Consider the following 20,595-nt stretch of genomic DNA (forward strand, 5'->3'; position numbering starts at 1 on the left):
CGCGCGGCTTGCGGTACGAGCCGTACAGCAGGCCGCGGAACATGTGCAGGTACACCACCACGAAGAAGGCCGAGGCGCCGGTGGAATGCATGTAGCGCACCAGCCAGCCCCAGGGCACTTCGCGCATGATGTACTCGACGCTGGCGTAGGCCACGGGCACGCCAGCGGGGTTGAGCGTACCGTCGGGCTTGTAGTTCATCACCAGGAAGATGCCGGTGACGATCTGGATGACCAGCACCAGCAGCGCCAGCGAACCGAAGAAGTACCAGAAGTTGAAGTTCTTCGGCGCGTAGTACTTGGAGAGGTGGTCTTCCCAGAGCTGGGTCGCGGGGAAACGGGCGTCGATCCAGCCGAGCAGGCCGGTCGTCTTGACTTGTTTTTCTGCCGCCATGATCAAGCGTCTCCTTTTTCATCCTTGCCGATCACGATCCTCGTGTCGGACAGGAACTGGTAGGGGGGTACGTCGAGGTTTTGCGGGGCGGGCTTGTTCTTGAATACGCGGCCAGCCAGGTCGAAGGTCGAACCGTGGCAGGGGCAGAGGAATCCGGGGTCGGAACCGAGCTGGGGATTGGCGCCGGCGCCGAACGGGCCGGAGGGCGAGCAGCCCAGGTGGGAGCAGATGCCGACCACGACCAGGAGATCCTTGTGATCGGCGCGCGAGCGCGTTTCGTTCTTGCAGTACTCGGGCGTCTTCATGGTGAAGGGCACGTCCGAGTTGGGGTCGGCGACTTCGGAATCGGTCTTCTTGAGCGACGCGAGCATTTCCTCGGTGCGCTTCAGGATCCAGACGGGCTTGCCACGCCACTCGACCGTCATCATCTCGCCCGGTTTCAGGGCGCTGATGTCGGCCTCGACTGGTGCTCCGGCTGCCTTGGCTTTCTCTGACGGCGCGAACGTGCTGACGAACGGCACTGCGACCGCCACGCCTCCGATGCCGCCAGCGACTGACGTCGCAATCAACCAATTGCGGCGACCCTTATCCACGTTCTTCACGTTTTGCTGGTCACTCATTCCAAACCCCAGGGGATGTCAAATTAGATTTTGCGTCAACCTAAAATTGTACCTTACGCACATGTGGCATTGAAAGGCGCAGATTTGCTCACGTTCGCGCGATAATCGGACAGAAAACACCGATGTGGCCTGCAGGCTTGCGTTACAGGCAGTGATGCGGCAGGCTTTTATCCTAACAACCGTTCAACACAAGCAACAGTGGGAGAAATAGCATGGGGATGATGTCAGAGTTCAAGACCTTTGCAGTGCGAGGCAATGTGGTCGACCTCGCCGTGGGTGTCATTATCGGCGCGGCGTTCGGCAAGATTGTCGATTCGGTGGTCAACGACCTGATCATGCCGGTGGTGGGTCGCATCATCGGCAAGCTCGATTTCTCCAACATGTTCGTGCTGCTGGCGGAGCCGCCCGAAGGCGTGCCGCGCACGCTGGATGCCTTGAAGAAGGCCGGCGTGCCGGTGTTTGCCTACGGCAATTTCCTGACCATCCTGGTCAACTTCCTGATCCTCGCCTTCATCATTTTCATGATGGTGCGGGCCATCAACAAGCTGCGCGCCGAGGAGCCGGCGGCCGCGGAAGTGCCTGCGCCGACACCCGAAGACGTGGTGCTGCTGCGCGAAATCCGCGACAGCCTGAAGGCGCGCCAGGCCTGATTAACCACGCGCGCAAGGCCTGCCGCGGGGGCCCGCTGCGACAATAAGCCGCGCCCGTGGCGGCTCCCAGGGCGGCTCCGGGCGCGGTCAGACCGGATTCGGAATGTCGATGAAGGTGTGGCGCAGGCCGAACTGCTGCGCGAGATGCTCGCCGAGCGAGCGGATGCCATAGCGCTCGGTGGCGTGGTGTCCGGCGGCGAGGTAGGCGACGCCGCTCTCGCGCGCGAGGTGCGTGGTCTGCTCGGAAATCTCGCCGCTCAGGTAGCAGTCCACGCCGGCGGCCACGGCGCCTTCGAAGTAGCCCTGGGCACCGCCGGTGCACCAGCCCACGGTGCGGATCATCTGCGCCGGGTCGCCGATGGCCAGCGGCTCGCGCGCGAGCACGCCGCCGACGTGCGCGGCCAGCGCCGCGAGCGGCATGGGCTGCGGCAGGGTGCCGGTCCAGCCGAGCTGGTCGTCGCCAAATCGGCCGGTGGGTGTAAATCCCAATTGCTGCCCCAGCTGGGCGTTATTGCCGAATTCCGGGTGATTATCGAGCGGCAGGTGATAAGCCAGCAGGTTCACATCCGCGCCAAGCAGGCGTTTCAGGCGGGCGTGTTTTTGTCCGATTACCCGCGCGTCTTCGTTTTTCCAGAAATATCCGTGGTGAACCAAAATGGCATCGGCGCCCGCCTCGATGGCGGCATCGACCAGGGCGAGGCTCGCCGTCACCCCGGTGACGATATTTTCGACCTCCGGACGGCCTTGCACTTGCCATCCGTTCGGGCAATAGTCTTTGTATCGAGGCACCTGGAGCAGGTCGTTCAAGTACAATTCAAGATCTTTTGTTTTCATTTTTTGCCCAAACTCAAATATGTTGCGCCGTTTCTGGCTGTTCTTTGCCCAGGCTGTCACCGTCGTGCTGGCAGTGTGGTTCGTCGTGGCCACGCTCAAACCGGAATGGCTGCAGCGCGGCCGGGTGGCCGTGCAGTCCGGATCGCCCATCGTCGCGCTGAAGGAAGTCGTCCCCAGCGTGGCGGGCTCTTCGGCGCAGGGCTCCTACAGTGACGCGGCCCAGCAGGCGATGCCAGCGGTGGTGAACATCTTCACCAGCAAGAACGGCCCCAAGCGCACGCCCAACAACCCGCAGGCGGAAGATCCGTGGTTCCGCTTCTTCTTCGGCGACCGCCTGCCGGAGCGCCAGGAACCGGTGTCCAGCCTGGGCTCGGGCGTGATTGTCAGCGCGGAAGGTTACATTCTAACCAACCACCACGTGGTGGACGGCGCCGACGAGATCGAGGTCGCGCTGACCGACGGGCGCAAGGCGAACGCCAAGGTGGTGGGCTCGGACCCGGAGACCGACCTGGCCGTCCTCAAGATCACGCTGAAGGACTTGCCCGCGATCACGCTGGGCCGCATCGAGAACGTCAAGGTGGGCGACGTGGTGCTGGCGATCGGCAACCCGTTCGGCGTCGGCCAGACCGTGACGATGGGCATCGTGTCGGCGCTCGGCCGCAGCCACCTGGGCATCAACACCTTCGAGAACTTCATCCAGACCGACGCGGCCATCAACCCGGGCAATTCGGGCGGCGCGCTGGTCGATGCGCAGGGCAACCTGCTGGGCATCAACACGGCCATCTATTCGCGCTCGGGCGGCTCGCTGGGCATCGGCTTCGCCATTCCGGTGTCGACCGCCAAGCAGGTGATGGAGTCGATCATCTCCACCGGCAGCGTGACGCGCGGCTGGATCGGCGTGGAGCCGCAAGACATGACGCCGGAGATTGCCGAGTCGTTCGGCCTGGAAGCCAAGGAAGGCGCACTGATCGCCGCCGTGGTCCAGGGCGGCCCCGCGGACAAGGCCGGCGTGAAGCCGGGCGATGTGCTGGTCTCGGTCGACGGGCAGGCCATTTCCGACACCACGGCGCTGCTCAACGCGATTGCGCAGCTCAAGCCCGGCGCGGAAGCGAAGATGAAGGTGGTGCGCCGTGGCAAGCCGGCGGAGCTGACGGTGATGATCGGCAAGCGCCCACCGCCGCCGCGCCGTGCGCTGCCGCTGGACGAAGAGGAATAACAGGTCCGCGCGCGACACCAACGCCTACGACCTTGTGCGCCGGCGCCGCCCCGCCCGATGCGGGCCTTGCCCGATGAACCCCGCCCTTGTGGCGGGGTTTTTTGTTTCCGATGGCGGCTTCCTGATGCCGCGCGCGCAGTGCGTCGCGGCACCGCGAACGAGGTTCGTCAGGGCCGCCGGCGCGTACCCAGTGCTGCGCTCGCGGAATCGCCATGCGCATGCGCATGGTCCGGCATGCCCATGCCGATGCGGTCACGCGACGACCCGCCGCGCCCGCAACTGACGGCGCCCATTCGTGGCGCGGTGGGCAAGCGGGCCGGATGCACGATAGATAGGCGCTAGCCGCACCGTGCACATGCAGATGGCAGGCGGCCGCCATTGCCAGCCGGTCTGCCGGAGACTGGCATCACACCGGGCAGCCGACACAAGCCACCAGCATGCCACAGCGGGCGTGGGCGCACGCCACGGCGAATGTGGGCAAATGCAGCACATGGACCGCCAGAACGACAAAACGCCGGCATCCTTGCGGATGCCGGCGTTTTGCATCAAGCCAATCTAAAGCGAGCTTACGCCCGCGTTAAATTAGAACTTGTGGCGGATACCAACGGTAGCGCCGAACTGGTTCTGACCCGGGGTCACAACAGCGCTGTCGGTGCCGACGCCGTTGAAGCCGTTCACGCCCAGAGCCGAGTTGCTCTTGTTCTTGACGTACGACAGCGAGGTGTACAGGTCGGTGCGCTTCGACAGAGCGTAGTCAGCCGTAGCAACGAAGTTCCACGGATCTGCGCTGGTGCTCTTGAAGTCTTGGTAGTAAGCCGCGCCCGTCAGCGAGAACGCCGGGGTCAGCTGGTAACCAACGCCGAGCCAGTACAGGTTCGAAACGCTGTTGCTCAGAGCCGTAGCCGTGTTGGCAACGATTGCGCCCGGCAGAACTGCGCCGTTGAACGAGTGAGCGTAACGGTAGCCGGCGTAGACCTTTGCCGGTCCGATCGCGTAAGTACCGGCAACGGTAGCACGGCGGATCATCTGGCTGTTGTTCGCGACAGCGGTACCGCTGGTGACGCCGGTGGTGCCGTTGGACTCGTCGTATGCAGCGCCGACCGAGAACGGACCAGCAGCGTAGCTAGCCGAGAACGCGTACTCACGGCCAGCCGTGAACACGCCCGGAACTTCCTGGCCGTCACGTTGGAACGAGTACAGAGCTTGCACCGTCAGGCCCGAGAACGTGCCGATGTACTTGACGCTGTTGTCGGCACGCGAAGCGCCGATGTAGTTGTCTTGTGCACCGATGCTGTAACGGGTCGAAATGGCCATCGGATCATAGATCAGGCCGAAGTCGTAGAACGGGGTCTGATGACGACCCAAGGTCAGCTGACCGTACTGGCTTTGCAGACCGACGAAGGCTTGACGACCGAACAGGCGGCTGCCTTGACCCGACGTGCCGGTATCGATGTTGAAGCCGCTTTCCAGGACGAAGATGCCCTTCAGACCGCCGCCCAGATCTTCGATGCCACGCAGGCCCCAACGCGAACCGGACTGGTTGCCCGAGGTCAGTCGGAACGAATTGTTGTTACCCGACTTCGGCGAGGTCGCGTGATTGGTGTATTCGATGCCAGCATCGGCCACGCCGTACAGGGTCACGCTCGACTGGGCATACGCACCGCCGGCGGCCAGGGCAGCGACAGCGGCTGCAAACAGTTTCATCTTCATATCGACACTTTCCTTGTCAACTGATTGGGAAATCTTGGCTTGCCCAAGTGCTTGGGCGACGCATTTACCTCACGTCTGTTGCGTATTATGGGTCAGCCCCCCCAGCCGCCAGAAGGCTTTTTCGTCGTAAACCGTGGATGGCGGGGGATTTTGTTGTGATGTCGCAACAGCACGCAGAGGCATATTCCCCAACTTGGTGCAAAAGTATCCCGCCGCAGCTTTGCTGCGCTGCGGCGGCGCAACGGTCAGTCCGGCTGCGCTTCGCTGCCCGCGGGGTTCGCCGCGACGGGCTTGGCGGTGAAGCGCGCCATGATCAGGCCGAGCTCGTACAGCGCCACCAGCGGCACCGCCAGCAGCAGTTGCGACAGCACGTCCGGCGGCGTCACCACGGCCGCGATCACGAAGGCGCCGACGATCACGTAGGGCCGGATCTGCTTGAGCTTGTCCAGCTCGACCACGCCGAAGCGCACCAGCACGATCACCACCACGGGGACTTCGAACGTGATGCCGAACGCCAGGAACATGGTCATGGCGAAGCTCAGGTATTTGTCGATGTCGGTCGACATCTCGGCCCCGAGCGGCGCGTTGTAGTGCGCCATGAAATGGAACACCGTGGGGAACACCAGGAAGTAGGCGAAGGCCACGCCGCAGATGAACAGCACGTAGCTGCTGCTGACCAGCGGCACAATCAGCCGTTTCTCATGCTGGTAGAGACCGGGCGCGACGAACTGCCAGACCTGGTACAGCACCCAGGGCAGCGCGATCAGGAAGGCCACCAGCAGCGTGACCTTCATCGGCACGAAGAACGAGCCGGTCACGTCGGTGACGATCATCTTGCCGCCCTTGGGCAGGTTCTCCATCAGCGGCCGGGCGAACAGGTTGAAGATGTTGGGCGCCCAGTAGATCAGGCTGACGAACACCAGGATCACGCCCGAGGCAGCCTTGACGATACGCGAGCGCAGCTCCACCAGGTGAGAGATGAAGGTTTCCTGCTGGCCTTCGTCCTGCGGGTCGTGGGGATCTTGGGAACGGGAGTCGCTCATGGCGTGGACCGCTCAGCCGGGCGGGCTGGCATGGAGAAATCGGTGGCGGAACCGGACACGGGACGGCGGCACGGTGCGCTGGTCGGAGCGCACGACAGCGACAGCCGGCCGGGTACCGGCGTGATGGCAAACCCCGTCATGCTCAATCGAAGAAAGAGCGTGCGGGACCGGTGGCGGGACGGTGGCGCTTGACGCGCGCGGCGCCCGACTGCGCCCACACGCGGACATTGTGCTGGCGCTTGTACCACAGCGGCTGCGCGCCCTGCTTGACGCGCCAGCTCTTGCGGCCGTTGTGGAGCTTGTGCGCCGTGTCCCACGAGGGCACGTGGCCGCTGTCGGCGGCCAGCCCCGGCGCCGCGGCGCCAGCATCAGTGCCGGACAGCGCGTCGCTGAAGGACTGCGCGTGCTCGTGCACCTCCTTGTGGACGGTGCGCTCCACGTCGCGCGCGGCATCCTCGAACTCCGTGCGCATCTTGCGCAGTTCGTCGAGCTCGACCTCGCGGCTGACTTCCGCCTTGACGTCATTGATATAGCGTTGCGCGCGGCCAACCAGCGCGCCGACCGTGCGCGCCACCTTCGGCAGCCGCTCGGGACCGATCACCACCAGCGCCACGGCGCCGATCAGTGCAAGCTTGGAAATGCCGAGATCGATCATGCGAGCGTCGGGAAGAAAGGGCCGCCGCCAGCCGCCGCGGCACACGGGGCCCCACGCGGGCAAGCCTGCCGCGGCGGGGCCGGCACGCAGGGCATGGCTGGCGGGAGAAGGAACATCGGGAAAGCCGGCAAGGATCGTGTCGCGCTTACTGCTGGCGCGACTTTTCCTTGGCTTCGACGTCGATCGTGGTGCTGTCGCGCAGCTCCTTGGCCGGCGCGGTCGCCGCGGCGTCCTCGCCGTTGGCGTCCTTCATGCCGTCCTTGAAGCCCTTGACCGCGCCGCCCAGGTCCTGGCCGATGTTGCGCAGCTTCTTGGTGCCAAAGACCAGCATGACGATCACCAGCACGATGAGCCAGTGCCAAATGCTAAACGAACCCATTTTCTGCTCCTGATGAAGCCGGGGGCGGCACCTTGCCACCCCGGCTCGTTGTTCCGTCACTGAATGCCATGCCGGGCGACGGTTGCCGGCACGGCGTCTGACCGTGGGCCAGCCGGCCCGCGGTCCTGCATGGGTTGGCTGCCGGCCTGGCCGGGGCCGGCCGGCCAGCGCCGGGCACCGCGTTCAGGGCAGCGCCACCTTCCACTGGTTGCGCGGACCGCCGAGCACATGCAGATGGAGGTGGTAGACCTCCTGTCCGCCATCCGGGCCGGTATTGATCACCGTCCGGAAACCGTTCCCACAGCCTGCCGCACGCGCCAGCTCAGGCACCTTCAACATCATTTTAGCAAGCACGGCGCCGTCGCCGGGTCCGCAATCGGCCAGCGAATCGACATGCGCCTTGGGAATGAGCAGGAAGTGTACCGGGGCTTTCGGGTGAATATCATGGAAAGCCAGCATGTCGTCGTCTTCGTAGACCTTGTTCGACGCAAGCTCGCCCGCCACGATCCGGCAGAAGATGCAATTTTGCTGTGGATTCATGAAAATTTCATTGCGCGCCGCAAATTGAGCCGGACCGCCGCCGCGAGGCGCCCTTCCCGGCCGCCCTTCCCGGCCGCCCCTCCCGGCCGGCACCGGAGCGGCTTTTCAGAACGCCTGGCCCGGATACATCGGCTTGCCGTCGTTCAGGTAGAGCCAGCCCTTGACGATACGATACAGCATCCACAAGGACAAGACGCTCCACAGGGCAAAGGCCAGCGGAATCAGGAGCACGGTGGCGAACAGCACGCCGCCGAGGACCGCCCAACCCACCGACCACCAGAAGGAGCGGATCTGCCAGGCGAAATGCGAGGCGTAGAGCGTGCCTTGCGTGTCGTCGCGCTTGACGTAGCCGACGATGATAGCGATCAGCGCGGTAACGCCACCGGTCAGCCAGAAAATGGCGTACAGCGCATACAGGATATGCGTGAGCTTGCGCAGGCCGGCGAGCCGGTCGCCGTCGGCGGTGATCACCTCTCCCATCTCGTCATGCTCCTCCTGGTTGTGGCCCGCCGCGGATACCGGATCACCGGCGCCCGCGGCAAACCGTCAGGCGCCGGGCCCGCGCCGCGCCTTTTCCTCGAGGCCGGACAGGCCCTCGCGGCGGGCCAGCTCGTTGACCACGTCGGCCGGCTCCAGGCCGAAGCGGGCCAGCAGCACCATGCTGTGGAACCAGAGATCGGCCACCTCGTAGACCACCTTGCCGACGGCTTCCGCGCCGAGCCCGGCGGCGCGCGCATCCTTGGCGGCCATCACGGTCTCGGTGGCTTCCTCGCCGATCTTCTTCAGGATGGCATCGTCGCCCTTGTGGAACAGGCGCGCCACGTAGGATTTGTCGGGATCGCCGCCGTTCTCGGGCTTGCGCGATTCCAGCACCGCGGCCAGGCGGGCCAGCACGTCGGCGCTGCTTGTCCGGGTTTCGTCTTGCATGTCGCCCTGACTCATGGCTTGGCCGCGTAGATGGTGGACGGGTCCTTGAGCACCGGCTCCACGGTCTGCCAGTCGCCGTTCTCGGCGTCGCCCTCGAATTTCTGGAAGAAGCAGGAGTGCCGCCCGGTGTGGCAGGCGATGCCGCCGTCCTGCGTGACCTTGAGCAGCACCACGTCCTCGTCGCAGTCCAGGCGCATCTCATGCACCTTCTGCACGTGGCCGGATTCCTCGCCCTTGTGCCACAGGCGCTTGCGCGAGCGCGACCAGAACACGGCCTCGCCGATCTCCGCGGTGCGCTGGAGCGCTTCGCGGTTCATGAACGCAAACATGAGTACGTCGTTCGAGCCGACTTCCTGGACGATCACCGGCACCAGGCCGTTGTCGTCCCACTTCACCTTGTTGAGCCACTTCTTTGCCATGTCGGTTCGCCGTGTTCCAGAGTTCAGATCCGCACCGGGATGCCCTCGCGGGCCATGAATGCCTTCGCCTCGCCCACGGTGTGCTCGCCGTAGTGGAAGATGCTGGCGGCCAGCACCGCGTCGGCGCGGCCGAGCTTGATGCCGTCGGCCAGGTCCTGCAGCCCGCCCACGCCGCCCGAGGCGATCACCGGCACCGATACCGCGTCGCTGACCGCGCGCGTGAGCTCGAGGTCGAAGCCGCTGCGAGTGCCGTCGCGGTCCATGCTGGTGAGCAGCAGTTCGCCGGCGCCGCGCGCGGTCATCTCGCGCGCCCATTCGACCGCGTCGAGCCCGGTCGCCTTGCGCCCGCCGTGGGTGAAGACTTCCCAGCGCGCCGGCTCGCCCGGCGCGGAGCTGCGCTTGGCGTCGATCGCCACCACGATGCACTGCGAGCCGTAGCGCGCGGTGGCATCGGACACCAGCTGCGGGTTGGCGATGGCCGAGGAGTTGACGCTGATCTTGTCCGCGCCGGCATTGAGCAGGCGCCGCACGTCTTCCACGGCGCGCACGCCGCCGCCCACCGTGAGCGGGATGAAGACCTGCGAGGCGACCGCCTCGATGATGTGCAGGATCAGGTCGCGGCCGTCGCTGGTCGCGGTGATGTCCAGGAAAGTGATTTCATCGGCGCCCTGCTCGTCGTAGCGGCGGGCGATCTCGACCGGGTCCCCCGCGTCGCGCAATTCGACGAAGTTGACACCCTTGACCACCCGCCCGTTGGTCACGTCGAGGCAGGGGATGATACGTTTGGCTAGCATGAGGTTCCTTGCCCGCCGCCGGCGCCTGGCTCTCGCGGGCGCTGACGGCTGCAACTGTCGCGCGGCAACGCGCGGGGTCTTACTGCTCGGCGCCGAGCTTGTCGGCCAGCGTCTGGGCTTCGGCGAAGTTCAGATCGCCGGAGTAGATGGCGCGGCCGCAGATGACGCCTTCGACGCCATCCTTCTGCACGCCGCACAGGCGTTCGATGTCGGCCAGGTTCGACAGCCCGCCGCTGGCGATCACGGGAATGGCCGCGGACTGCGCCAGCTTGACGGTGGCATCGATGTTGATGCCTTGCAGCATGCCGTCGCGGCCGATGTCGGTGTAGATGATGGCTTCGACGCCATAGTCTTCGTACTTGCGCGCGAGGTCGGCGACCTCGTGGCCGGTCAGCTTGCTCCAGCCGTCGGTGGCGACCTTGCCCTCGCGGGCGTCGAGGCCGACGATGATGTGGCCGCCGAACGCCGAGCACGCGTCCTTGAGGAAACCCGGGTTCTTGACCGCGGCCGTGCCGATGATCACGTAGGACAGGCCGCCGTCGAGCCAGCGCTCGATGGTGTTGAGGTCGCGGATGCCGCCGCCGAGCTGCACGGGGATCTCGTCGCCAACCTCGGCGATGATGGCCTTGATGGCGGCCTCATTGCGGGGCTTGCCCACGAACGCCCCATTGAGGTCGACCAGGTGCAGGCGCCGCGCGCCCTGTTCCACCCAGTGACGTGCCATGGCGGCGGGATCTTCGGAAAAGACGGTGGCCTGGTCCATGTCGCCTTGTTTGAGGCGTACACATTGACCGTCCTTCAGGTCGATGGCCGGAATGAGCAACATAAGCGTGAAGAGCGTGTTTGATTGAAAGAGAAGAAAGATGAGCCTAGGCCAGCATGGCCGTCCGGCCCGGTCCCGGTAAAGCCGTTACCTCAGGGTCAGGGATGCCAGTGCACGAAGTTCCGGTAGATCTGCAAGCCCATGGCGGCGCTCTTCTCCGGGTGGAACTGCGTGGCAAAAATATTATCGCGCGCCACCGCGCTCGTAAATACGACGCCATAGTCGGTCTCGCCGGCAATATGCGCCGGATCCTGCGCATGCACGAAGTAGCTGTGCACGAAATAGAACCAGCTATTGTCGGGAATGCCTGCCCACAGCGGATGGCTGCGGACCTGCCTCACGCGGTTCCAGCCCATCTGCGGCACCTTGTAGCGCGAGCCGTCCGGCTGGGTCAGCCCGTCGAGCTCGAAGCGGATGACCTCGCCCGGCAGCAGGCCCAGGCACGGCGTGCTGCCGCCCGCGATCCTGCTTTCCTTGCTCAGGTCGAACAGCATCTGTTCGCCAACGCACACGCCGAGCAGCGGTTTGCTGGCGGCGGCCTCGATCACGGCCTCCTGCAGGCCCGACGCGCCGAGCGCCGCCATGCAGTCCGGCATCGCGCCCTGGCCCGGCAGCACCACGCGGTCCGCCGCGCGGATCGCCTCGGGGCGGTCCACCACCTGAACATCCGCCTCCGGCGCCGCGGCACGCAGTGCCTGCGCCACGGAGCGCAGGTTGCCCATGCCGTAATCCACAATTGCTATGGTAGTCATGATTTCAAAACAGGCAACAATGTCTTCAGCCCGTCCACAATGAATTCTACGGCCAGCGCCGACAGGATCAGCCCCATCAGCCGCGTGCCGATATTGATGCCGGTGCGCCCGATCACGCGGGCGATCGGGTCAGCGGCGCGGAACGTCATATATACCACTGCGCCAAGCACCACCCCGATCCCGACCAGGATCAGCAACTGGTACCAGTGCTGCGTCTTGCCGGCATAGACGATCACCGTGCTGATCGAGCCGGGCCCGGTCAGCAGCGGCAGCGCCAGCGGCACCACCGCGACGCTGGCCTTGGCTTCGGCCTCGTCCTCCTCCTCCGGCGTGGCCCGGGTGCGGCTGGTCTGGGCGTTCAGCATGTTCATGGCCATCATGATCATGATGAGGCCCCCGCCCACCTGCAGCGAGGCCACCGAGATATTGAAGAACTCGATGATCTGCTGGCCGAGCAAGGCCGAGATGCCGACCACGATCGCCACCGAGACCGACGCGATCCGGATGGTGCGCAGCTTTTCCTCCTCGGTCTGCTGGGTGGTCAGGCTGATGAAGAACGGGATCGCCCCGATCGGATTGATCAGCGCCAGCAGCGAGATGAACGACTTGAGCGTATCCATCGGGTCGGGCCTGGTCGGTTGGTCTGGCGCGGCGCCCGCGCGCGCCGTGGCACGGCTGCGCGCGGGTCCCGCGTCGGGTCTGCATCGGTACCGCGTTGATCGGAGGTTGCCGCAGGCGCCTGGCCGGCCGCGCGGGTCGCCGCGCGCCGGCGCGACTCAGCCTACCAGGGTGCCCTTGGTCGAGGGAATCGTGTTGCCCGCGCGCGGGTCCATCTCCACCGCCATGCGCAGCGCGCGGCCGAAGGCCTTGAACACGGTCTCGCACTGGTGGTGGGCATTGATGCCGCGCAGGTTGTCGACATGCAGCGTGACCGCGGCATGGTTGACGAAGCCGCGGAAGAACTCGATGGTGAGGTCCACGTCGAAGCTGCCGACGCGCGCGCGCGTGAACGGCACGTGGAATTCCAGGCCGGGCCGGCCGGAGAAATCGATGACGACGCGCGACAGGCATTCGTCCAGCGGCACGTAGCTGTGGCCGTAGCGGGTGATGCCCTTCTTGTCGCCGATGGCCTTGGCAACGGCCTGGCCGAAGGCGATGCCGATGTCCTCCACCGTGTGGTGGTCGTCGATGTGCGTGTCGCCGGTGGCTTCGACCTCGAGGTCGAACATGCCGTGGCGGGCGATCTGGTCCAGCATGTGGTCGAGGAACGGCACGCCCGACGCCAGCTTCTGGCGGCCGGTGCCGTCGAGATTCAGGGAAACGCGGATCTGCGTCTCCGATGTATTGCGGGTGACCTCTGCAACACGCATGGTGTTAATCCTGCAACGCCGCGGCGAAGGCGGCGAGAAATTGCGCGTTCTCTTCGGGAGTGCTGACCGTAACGCGCAGACAATTGGCCAGCAACGGGTGCATTTTACTCACGTTCTTGATCAAGACCTTGCGCGCGAGCACGCCGTCGAACACGCGCGCGGCGTCGGGCACGCGCGCCAGCAGGAAATTGGCGTCGCTGGGGAATACCGTCACCCCCGGCATGGCCGCCAGCGCCGCCGCCACGGCGGTGCGCTCGGCGCGCAGCAGCGCGGCCTGCTGGTCGAGCACGTCGACGTGTTCGAGCACGAACAGCGCGGTGGCCTCGGTCAGCACGTTGACGTTGTACGGCGGGCGCACCTTGTCGAGCTGCGACAGCCACTCGGGCGCGCCGGCGAGGTAGCCCAGGCGGATGCCGGCCAGCCCCAGCTTGGACACCGTGCGCATCACCAGCAGGTTGCCGAACTCGGCCAGGCGCGGCATCCAGGTGTCGTGCGCGAACGGCTGGTAGGCCTCGTCCACCACCACCAGGCTGTGGCTGACCTCGCCCTGCGCCGCGCGCACGATGGCTTCCATGTCGGCCGCGTCGAACGCGTTGCCGGTCGGATTGTTCGGGTAGGCCAGATAGACCACGGCGGGCTGGTGCTCGGCCATCGCCGCGAGCATGGCGGCGCGGTCGAGCGTGAAATCCGCCTTGAGCGGCACGCCGACGAACCCCACGCCGGCGAACTGCGCCGAGATGGCGTACATGACGAAGCCCGGCACCGGGGCCAGCACCTTGGCGCCGGGCCTGGCCACGGCCAGCGCCAGGATGCTGATGAGCTCGTCGGAGCCGTTGCCGAGCAGCACGTCCATGCCCGCCGGCACCTGCATCACCGTCTTCAGGCGCGCGCGTAGCGCTTCGCTGCTGGGCACCGGGTAGCGGTTGAGCGCCACCTCGGCCAGGCGCGCGGCGAGCTGGTCGCGCAGCGCGTCGGGCAGGCGGTAGGGGTTCTCCATCGCGTCCAGCTTCACCAGACCGTGCGACTCCGCCACATGATAGGCGCCCATGGCGCGCACGTCGTCACGGATGATGCGTTCGATCAGGGAAGGCTGGACTGCTGACATTGACGTTACCTCTTGGATGGTCTGGGTGGTGGTGAAACCGGTGGTTGCCTCAATTGCGCCGCAGGCGGTACTCCGCGCTGCGCGCGTGGGCCTGCAGGCCCTCGCCGTAGGCCAGCTCGGCGGCGATCTGGCCGAGCATCTGCGCGCCCTGCTCGCTCACCTCGATCAGGCTCGAGCGCTTCTGGAAGTCGTACACGCCCAGCGGCGACGAGAAGCGCGCGGTGCGCGAGGTGGGCAGCACGTGGTTGGGGCCGGCGCAGTAGTCGCCCAGCGACTCGCTGGTGTAGCGGCCCAGGAAGATCGCGCCGGCGTGGCGGATCTTCTCGGCCCAGTGGCGCGGGTTCTCGGCGGAAATCTCCAGGTGCTCGGGCGCGATCGCGTTGGCGATCTCGCAGGCCTCGTCCATGTCGCGCACGCGCACCAGCGCGCCGCGGCCGGACAGCGAGGCGCGGATCACGTCGCGGCGCGGCATGGCCTTGATTTGGCGATGTATGCTCTGCTCCACTTCCGCGAGGTAGTTGGAGTCCGGGCACAGCAGGATCGACTGCGCCAGCTCGTCATGCTCGGCCTGCGAGAACAGGTCCATCGCCACCCAGTCGGGGTCGGTGGTGCCGTCGCAGATGACGAGAATCTCGGACGGGCCGGCGATCATGTCGATGCCCACCGTGCCGAACACGCGGCGCTTGGCCGCGGCCACGTAGGCGTTGCCGGGGCCGACGATCTTGTCGACCTGCGGCAGCGTGGCGGTGCCGTAGGCCAGCGCCCCCACCGCCTGCGCGCCGCCGATGGTAAACACCCGGTCCACGCCGGCGATCTGCGCCGCGGCCAGCACCAGCTCGTTGCGCACGCCGCCCGGCGTGGGCACGACCATGATGACTTCCTTGACGCCGGCCACGCGCGCCGGAATCGCGTTCATCAGCACCGAGGACGGATAGGCGGCCTTGCCGCCCGGCACGTAGATGCCGACGCGGTCCAGCGGCGTCACCTTCTGGCCCAGCACGGTGCCGTCGGACTCGGTGTACTCCCAACTGTGGCTGCCGCACTCGATCTTCTGCTTCTCGTGGTAGGCGCGCACGCGCGCCGCGGCCGCCTCCAGCGCCGCGCGGCGCTTGGGCTCGAGCTCCTCGAGCGCGGCTTCGAGCTCGGCCTGCGACAGTTCCAGCGCGGCCATCGAGCCGGCCTTCACGCGGTCGAAGCGCTCGGTGTATTCCAGCACCGCGGCGTCGCCGCGGGCCTTCACGTCGGCCAGGATCTGCGCCGCGGCGCGGTCGATGGCCTCATCCTCGCCGGCCTCGAAGGCCAGCACGTGGCGCAGCGCGGCCGCGAAATCCGGTTCGGTCGAATCCAGCCGGCGGATTGCGAGATTTTCCATAGCGTATTCGTTCATGACTCCAGTCTCCGGGTCCATGCCCTTGTCCGTCTCCATCGCACCCTCTTCATCGCGCGCGGCTTCAGGCCAGCGCGGCCGAAGCGCGTTCGAACGCCTCGAGAATCGGGGCCAGCCGCTCGCGCTTGAGCTTGAGGGCAGCCTGGTTGACCACCAGGCGCGACGAGATCTGCGCGATCTCCTCCACTTCGACCAGGTTGTTGGCGCGCAAGGTCCCGCCGGTGCTGACCAGGTCGACGATGGCGTCGGCCAGCCCCACCAGCGGCCCGAGTTCCATCGAGCCATACAGCTTGATCAGGTCCACGTGCACGCCCTTCTTGGCGAAGTGCTCGCGCGCCGTCTGCACATACTTGGTGGCCACCGCCAGGCGCGCGCCCTGGCGCACGGCGCTGGCGTAGTCGAAGCCGGCCGAGGTCGCCACCGACATGCGGCAGCGGGCGATGTTCAGGTCGATCGGCGCGTAGAGCCCGGCCATGCCGTGCTCCATCAGCACGTCCTTGCCCGCCACGCCGAAGTCGGCCGCGCCGTACTGCACGTAGGTCGGCACGTCCGAGGCGCGCACGATGATGACGCGCACGTCCGGGTCGGAGGTGGGCAGGATCAGCTTGCGCGAGGTTTCGGGATCCTCGGTCACGTGGATGCCGGCCGCCTCGAGCAGCGGCATGGTTTCGGTGAAGATCCGGCCCTTGGAGAGGGCCAGCGTCAACTGGTTCGGGGAGGGGCTCATCTGCGTCCTTGTTCTGTCTGCTGTGGTCTCGCTCAGGCGATGCGGCGGATCTTCGCGCCGACGGCCGACAGCTTGTCTTCCATGCGGTCGTAACCGCGGTCGAGGTGATAGATGCGGTCGATCACGGTCTCGCCCTCGGCCACCAGGCCGGCGATCACCAGGCTGGCCGAGGCGCGCAGGTCGGTGGCCATCACCCTGGCGCCCGACAGCCGGGGCACGCCGGTCACGACCGCGGTGTTGCCTTCGACCGCGATGTCCGCGCCGAGCCGGTTGAGCTCCTGCACGTGCATGAAGCGGTTCTCGAAAATGGTCTCGGTGATGCGCGCCACGCCGCCGGCGATGCTGTCGAGCGCCATGAACTGCGCCTGCATGTCGGTGGGGAAGGCCGGGTATTCCGAGGTGCGGAAGCCGACCGGCTGCGGGCGGCGGGCCATGCTCAGGCGGATCCAGTCCTCGCCGGTCTCGATCGCCGCGCCGGTCTCGCGCAGCTTGTCGAGCACCGCGTCCAGGATGCCCGGCGGGATGCCGCGCAGCACCACGTCGCCCAGCGTGGCCGCGGCCGCGCACAGGAAGGTGCCGGCCTCGATGCGGTCGCCGATCACGGTGTGGCTGGCGCCGTGCAGGCGCGCCACGCCCTGCACCACCAGGCGGTCGGTGCCGATGCCGTCGATGCGCGCGCCCATCTTGACCAGCAGGTTGGCCAGGTCGGTCACTTCCGGCTCGCGCGCGGCGTTCTCCAGCACGGTCTCGCCCTCGGCCAGCGTGGCGGCCATCAGCAGGTTCTCGGTGCCGGTCACGGTGATCATGTCCGTCACCACGCGCGTGCCCTTCAGGCGCCTGGCGCGGGCGTGGATGAAGCCGTGCTCGATGGCGATCTCGGCGCCCATCGCCTGCAGGCCCTTGATGTGCTGGTCGACCGGGCGCGCGCCGATGGCGCAGCCGCCGGGCAGCGACACGCGCGCCTCGCCGAAGCGCGCCACCAGCGGGCCGAGCACCAGGATCGAGGCGCGCATGGTCTTCACCAGTTCGTAGGGCGCCTCGGGCAGGTTGACGCCGGTGCCATCGAGCGTGACGCGCGCGCCGTCCTGCACGGCCTGCATGCCCATCTGGCGCAGCAGCTTGAGCGTGGTGCTGACGTCCTGCAGGTTGGGCACGTTGTCGAGCGATACGGTATCGGCCGCCAGCAGCCCCGCGCACAGGATCGGCAGCGCGGCATTCTTGGCGCCCGAGACGCGGATCTCGCCGCGCAGCGGGCCATTGCCCTGGATCTCGAGTTTGTCCATCTTCTGTCTTTTCCGGCCGGTGCGCATGGTGCGCGCCCGGCATCGTTCGTCACATTCCGCGGCCGGCGCATCGGCGCGCCCGTCCGCGGTGTCTGGTACCCGCGGGCCGCGCCGGGCGGCCCTGTTTGTCACGTCCGGCCTGTCGGGCGGCCAGCTTGATGTTCCGAGCGGCGTGGCTTGCTGTGGCTTACTTGGCCTGCGCCTGCCATTCGGCCGGCGTCAGCGTCTTCATCGACAGCGCGTGGATCTCGGCGCGCATGCGCTCGCCCAGCGCGGCGTAGACCTGCTGGTGGCGCTGGATCAGGCGCTTGCCGTCGAACTGGGCGCTCACGATGGTGGCGAAGAAGTGCTGGCCGTCGCCCTCCACTTCGAGGTGTTCGCAGGGCAGGCCCTGGGCGATGTAGTCCCTGACTTGTTGCGGTGTAGGCAGCATGATGAGTATTGGCGTTGGTTCGCGTGCGGGCCGATGGCGGCGGATTGGCGGCGGGTTGGCGGCGGGTTGGCGTCGGATTGGCGTCGGATTGGCGTCGGCGGGCGGCGTTCAGTGGCGCAGCTTGTAGCCGCTCTTGAGCATGCGCAGCGCGACAGCCGCGAGCACCACGAAGGCCGTGCCCACCACCGCCAGGCTGTAGGCCGGCGCCACGTCGGAGACGCCGAAGAAGCCGTAGCGGAAGCCGTCGATCATGTAGAAGAACGGGTTGGCGTGCGACACCGCCTGCCAGAACGGGGGCAGCGAGTGGATCGAGTAGAACACGCCGGACAGGAACGTGGCCGGCATGATCAGGAAATTCTGGAACGCGGCGAGCTGGTCGAACTTCTCCGCCCAGATGCCGGCGATCAGCCCCAGCGTGCCGAGGATGGCCGCGCCCAGCAGCGCGAACGCCAGGATCCAGCCGATGTAGGCGAAATGCAGGTGCGCGAACCACGCGGTCACCAGCAGCACGCCCAGGCCCACGGCCAACCCGCGCACCACGGAGGCCACCACGTAGGCGCCGAACATCTCCCAGTGCGACAGCGGCGGCAGCATGATGAACACCAGGTTGCCGGTGATCTTGGACTGGATCAGCGACGACGAGCTGTTGGCGAACGCATTCTGCAGCACGCTCATCATCACCAGGCCGGGCACCAGGAAGGCGGTGTAGCTGATCTGGTCGTACACCTTCACGCGGTCTTCGAGCACGTGGCCGAAGATCAGCAGGTAGAGGATCGCCGTGAGCACGGGCGCGGCCACGGTCTGGAAGCTGACCTTCCAGAAACGCAGCACTTCCTTGTAGAGCAGCGTGCGGAAGCCCACCAGGCCGCCCACCGCCATCGGCGCCAGGTGCGCGTTGAGAGCGTCCGGGACATCCGTCGCGCGGTCGAATTCGGTCGGCATCTTCATGCTGCGGCCTCCACCGCCGTATCCGGCAGCGCGCCGGGCATATGGCCTTCGCGGCGCATGATCTGCACGAACACGTCCTCCAGGTCCGCCTTGTTGATTTCCATGTCCTCGATCTCGCAGCCGGCTTCGCGGCAGGCGGCCAGGATCGGCTCGACCGCCGGATAGCCGGACAGGCGCAGGCGCACCGCGCGCTCGCCCGGGTTGGCGGGCATGCGCAGCGGCTCCAGCGCGGGCGGCAAGGTACCACGCGAAAATGTCAGCGCAAGCTGCAGGCCGGCGAACTGGCTCAGCAGGTTGCTGGTGCGGTCCAGCGCCACCACCTCGCCGAACTTGAGCATGGCGATGCGGTCGCACAGCGCCTCGGCCTCTTCCAGGTAGTGCGTGGTGAGGATGATGGTGTGGCCTTCGCGGTTCAGGCGCGAGATGAACTTCCACAGCGTCTGGCGCAGTTCCACGTCCACGCCGGCGGTCGGCTCGTCGAGCACGATCACGGGCGGGCGGTGCACCAGCGCCTGCGCCACCAGCACGCGGCGCTTCATGCCGCCGGAGAGCTGGCGCATGTTGCTGTCGGCCTTGTTGGTGAGATCGAGGTTGGCCATGATCTCGTCGATCCAGTCGTCGTTGCGGGTCAGGCCGAAGTAGCCCGACTGCAGGCGCAGCGTCTCGCGCACGGTGAAGAACGGATCGAAGACCAGTTCCTGCGGCACCACGCCCAGCATGCGGCGCGCCAGCCGGTAATCGGACACGACATCGTGGCCGAGCACGCGCACGCTGCCGGAATCGGCGCGGTTCAGGCCCGCGAGAATGGAGATCAGCGTGGTCTTGCCGGCACCGTTGGGGCCGAGCAGGCCGAAGAATTCGCCGCGCTCGACGGTGAAGCTGACGCCCTTGAGCGCCTGCAGGTTGCGGTAGCGCTTGCGAACATCGGTGAGTTCGATGGCTTTCATGGCCGGATACTGTTTGGCAGGCGCTGCGGGCTGCGGGCTCGCGCGCCGGCCTCCTTGAAATGGCGGGGACCGCCTTGGGTGCTTCGACCGGGTCTTGCGTCTGGTCCGTGCCTTTTTGTGCCGGAACGGTCGAACAACCCGGAATTATAGGGGATGCGGGAGCAGTCCCGCTGTGTGCGCGAGGCGTGGCGCGTGCCATCGCCCGGGCATCGCGGTAGCAGGCGCCAGCACGGCGGCCTGCCACGGATGCCGGTTCAATGTCGGTGGGAGGCCCGGTGAGAAGCGTCGGACGGCGCGCCGGCGTCCGCGGCGGGCGCCAGTTGCAGCAGGGAGTCGACGCCGTACAGCGTGGCCAGCTGGGCCAGTTGCGCCGGCACGCCGACGAAGGACAGGACCTGCCCGCGGCCGGCGGCATCGCGCTGCCAGGCCAGCAGCACGGCGACCGCGGCGGAATCCACCTGGGCCAGCGCGCTGCAGTCCACCCGGTCTTCGCCCTGGGCCAGGCGAGCCAGCCCGTCACGCAGCACGGCGGCGGCGTTGCGGTTGGTCAGCGAAGTGTCGAGCGAGAGCATCGAAGGGAGCCAGGGCTTTGCGGATAAGGGACTTCAGGAACTGAACGGCGCACCCGCCAGTCGGGGCGGG

General features: G+C 66.7%; 25 protein-coding genes and 1 pseudogene. 2 read left to right on the forward strand and 24 right to left on the reverse strand.

What is annotated here, in order from left to right; translation table 11 throughout:
* Positions 1-391 (reverse strand): annotated as a pseudogene (locus K206_RS37830) (cytochrome bc complex cytochrome b subunit); the annotation flags it as partial.
* A gap of 2 nt (positions 392-393) precedes the next feature.
* Entirely contained in the window at positions 394-1,011 is a 618-nt protein-coding gene (gene petA / locus K206_RS0108720) for a ubiquinol-cytochrome c reductase iron-sulfur subunit (RefSeq protein ID WP_029043388.1), read from the reverse strand.
* Between the two features lie 212 nt (positions 1,012-1,223).
* Here petA and mscL point away from each other — a divergent pair, with 212 nt between their 5' ends.
* On the forward strand, positions 1,224-1,661 hold the full coding sequence (gene mscL / locus K206_RS0108725; protein ID WP_029043389.1) for a large conductance mechanosensitive channel protein MscL: 438 nt from the start codon (positions 1,224-1,226) through the stop codon (positions 1,659-1,661).
* A gap of 87 nt (positions 1,662-1,748) precedes the next feature.
* On the opposite strand, the gene K206_RS0108730 is transcribed toward mscL, so the two are convergent.
* Entirely contained in the window at positions 1,749-2,495 is a 747-nt protein-coding gene (locus K206_RS0108730) for a Nif3-like dinuclear metal center hexameric protein (RefSeq protein WP_029043390.1), read from the reverse strand.
* Positions 2,496-2,514: 19 nt separating this feature from the next.
* On the opposite strand from K206_RS0108730, the gene K206_RS0108735 reads away from it, so the two are divergent.
* On the forward strand, positions 2,515-3,711 hold the full coding sequence (locus tag K206_RS0108735; RefSeq protein WP_020202032.1) for a Do family serine endopeptidase: 1,197 nt from the start codon (positions 2,515-2,517) through the stop codon (positions 3,709-3,711).
* Positions 3,712-4,293: 582 nt separating this feature from the next.
* On the opposite strand, the gene K206_RS0108740 is transcribed toward K206_RS0108735, so the two are convergent.
* The 21 genes from K206_RS0108740 to K206_RS0108840 all read right to left on the reverse strand — a co-directional run bounded on the left by K206_RS0108740 (position 4,294) and on the right by K206_RS0108840 (position 20,525).
* On the reverse strand, positions 4,294-5,421 hold the full coding sequence (locus tag K206_RS0108740) for a porin (protein ID WP_020202033.1): 1,128 nt from the start codon (positions 5,419-5,421) through the stop codon (positions 4,294-4,296).
* A gap of 245 nt (positions 5,422-5,666) precedes the next feature.
* Entirely contained in the window at positions 5,667-6,464 is a 798-nt protein-coding gene (tatC, locus tag K206_RS0108745) for a twin-arginine translocase subunit TatC (protein ID WP_020202034.1), read from the reverse strand.
* A 142-nt stretch (positions 6,465-6,606) separates the two neighbouring features.
* Complete coding sequence (gene tatB, locus K206_RS0108750; RefSeq protein WP_020202035.1) at positions 6,607-7,119, reverse strand: Sec-independent protein translocase protein TatB; 513 nt, start codon at positions 7,117-7,119, stop codon at positions 6,607-6,609.
* Between the two features lie 145 nt (positions 7,120-7,264).
* Complete coding sequence (gene tatA / locus K206_RS0108755; RefSeq protein ID WP_020202036.1) at positions 7,265-7,498, reverse strand: Sec-independent protein translocase subunit TatA; 234 nt, start codon at positions 7,496-7,498, stop codon at positions 7,265-7,267.
* A 183-nt stretch (positions 7,499-7,681) separates the two neighbouring features.
* Positions 7,682-8,038, reverse strand: a complete 357-nt coding sequence (locus K206_RS0108760; protein WP_020202037.1) for a histidine triad nucleotide-binding protein — start codon at positions 8,036-8,038, stop codon at positions 7,682-7,684.
* Positions 8,039-8,143: 105 nt separating this feature from the next.
* On the reverse strand, positions 8,144-8,518 hold the full coding sequence (locus K206_RS0108765) for a membrane protein (protein ID WP_020202038.1): 375 nt from the start codon (positions 8,516-8,518) through the stop codon (positions 8,144-8,146).
* 66 nt (positions 8,519-8,584) lie between these two features.
* Positions 8,585-8,965, reverse strand: coding sequence for a phosphoribosyl-ATP diphosphatase (locus K206_RS0108770; protein ID WP_020202039.1), 381 nt, complete (start codon positions 8,963-8,965; stop codon positions 8,585-8,587).
* A gap of 11 nt (positions 8,966-8,976) precedes the next feature.
* Positions 8,977-9,384 (reverse strand): phosphoribosyl-AMP cyclohydrolase, encoded by a 408-nt coding sequence (hisI, locus tag K206_RS0108775; protein ID WP_020202040.1) that lies wholly within the window; start codon positions 9,382-9,384, stop codon positions 8,977-8,979.
* 23 nt (positions 9,385-9,407) lie between these two features.
* Positions 9,408-10,178 (reverse strand): imidazole glycerol phosphate synthase subunit HisF, encoded by a 771-nt coding sequence (hisF, locus tag K206_RS0108780; protein WP_020202041.1) that lies wholly within the window; start codon positions 10,176-10,178, stop codon positions 9,408-9,410.
* A gap of 79 nt (positions 10,179-10,257) precedes the next feature.
* A complete protein-coding gene (gene hisA / locus K206_RS0108785; protein WP_029043391.1) occupies positions 10,258-11,004 on the reverse strand; it encodes a 1-(5-phosphoribosyl)-5-[(5-phosphoribosylamino)methylideneamino]imidazole-4-carboxamide isomerase in 747 nt (248 codons plus the stop codon).
* 95 nt (positions 11,005-11,099) lie between these two features.
* Positions 11,100-11,753, reverse strand: coding sequence for an imidazole glycerol phosphate synthase subunit HisH (hisH, locus tag K206_RS0108790; protein WP_043365917.1), 654 nt, complete (start codon positions 11,751-11,753; stop codon positions 11,100-11,102).
* A complete protein-coding gene (locus tag K206_RS0108795; protein WP_020202044.1) occupies positions 11,750-12,373 on the reverse strand; it encodes a MarC family protein in 624 nt (207 codons plus the stop codon). Before K206_RS0108795 ends, hisH begins: the two co-directional genes overlap by 4 nt.
* Before the next feature lie 156 nt (positions 12,374-12,529).
* Positions 12,530-13,123, reverse strand: a complete 594-nt coding sequence (gene hisB / locus K206_RS0108800) for an imidazoleglycerol-phosphate dehydratase HisB (RefSeq protein WP_020202045.1) — start codon at positions 13,121-13,123, stop codon at positions 12,530-12,532.
* Positions 13,124-13,127: 4 nt separating this feature from the next.
* A complete protein-coding gene (hisC, locus tag K206_RS0108805) occupies positions 13,128-14,228 on the reverse strand; it encodes a histidinol-phosphate transaminase (RefSeq protein ID WP_020202046.1) in 1,101 nt (366 codons plus the stop codon).
* A 49-nt stretch (positions 14,229-14,277) separates the two neighbouring features.
* Positions 14,278-15,615: a histidinol dehydrogenase gene (gene hisD / locus K206_RS0108810; protein WP_020202047.1), complete on the reverse strand. Its 1,338-nt coding sequence runs from the start codon at positions 15,613-15,615 to the stop codon at positions 14,278-14,280.
* Positions 15,616-15,679: 64 nt separating this feature from the next.
* Complete coding sequence (gene hisG / locus K206_RS0108815) at positions 15,680-16,342, reverse strand: ATP phosphoribosyltransferase (protein ID WP_029043393.1); 663 nt, start codon at positions 16,340-16,342, stop codon at positions 15,680-15,682.
* 32 nt (positions 16,343-16,374) lie between these two features.
* Positions 16,375-17,625: a UDP-N-acetylglucosamine 1-carboxyvinyltransferase gene (gene murA / locus K206_RS0108820; RefSeq protein WP_020202049.1), complete on the reverse strand. Its 1,251-nt coding sequence runs from the start codon at positions 17,623-17,625 to the stop codon at positions 16,375-16,377.
* Positions 17,626-17,812: 187 nt separating this feature from the next.
* Positions 17,813-18,058, reverse strand: a complete 246-nt coding sequence (locus K206_RS0108825) for a BolA family protein (protein WP_020202050.1) — start codon at positions 18,056-18,058, stop codon at positions 17,813-17,815.
* 108 nt (positions 18,059-18,166) lie between these two features.
* Positions 18,167-18,937, reverse strand: a complete 771-nt coding sequence (locus K206_RS0108830; protein ID WP_043365920.1) for an ABC transporter permease — start codon at positions 18,935-18,937, stop codon at positions 18,167-18,169.
* 65 nt (positions 18,938-19,002) lie between these two features.
* A complete protein-coding gene (locus K206_RS0108835) occupies positions 19,003-19,953 on the reverse strand; it encodes an ABC transporter ATP-binding protein (RefSeq protein WP_020202052.1) in 951 nt (316 codons plus the stop codon).
* 254 nt (positions 19,954-20,207) lie between these two features.
* Positions 20,208-20,525 carry a lipid asymmetry maintenance protein MlaB gene (locus tag K206_RS0108840; protein WP_020202053.1) on the reverse strand — a complete coding sequence of 106 codons (318 nt, stop codon included), beginning with the start codon at positions 20,523-20,525 and terminating at the stop codon, positions 20,208-20,210.
* Positions 20,526-20,595: the final 70 nt, after the last annotated feature.

This window comes from Cupriavidus sp. WS, from assembly GCF_000395345.1.
In the GTDB taxonomy this organism is placed as follows: Bacteria; Pseudomonadota; Gammaproteobacteria; order Burkholderiales; family Burkholderiaceae; genus Cupriavidus; species Cupriavidus basilensis_B.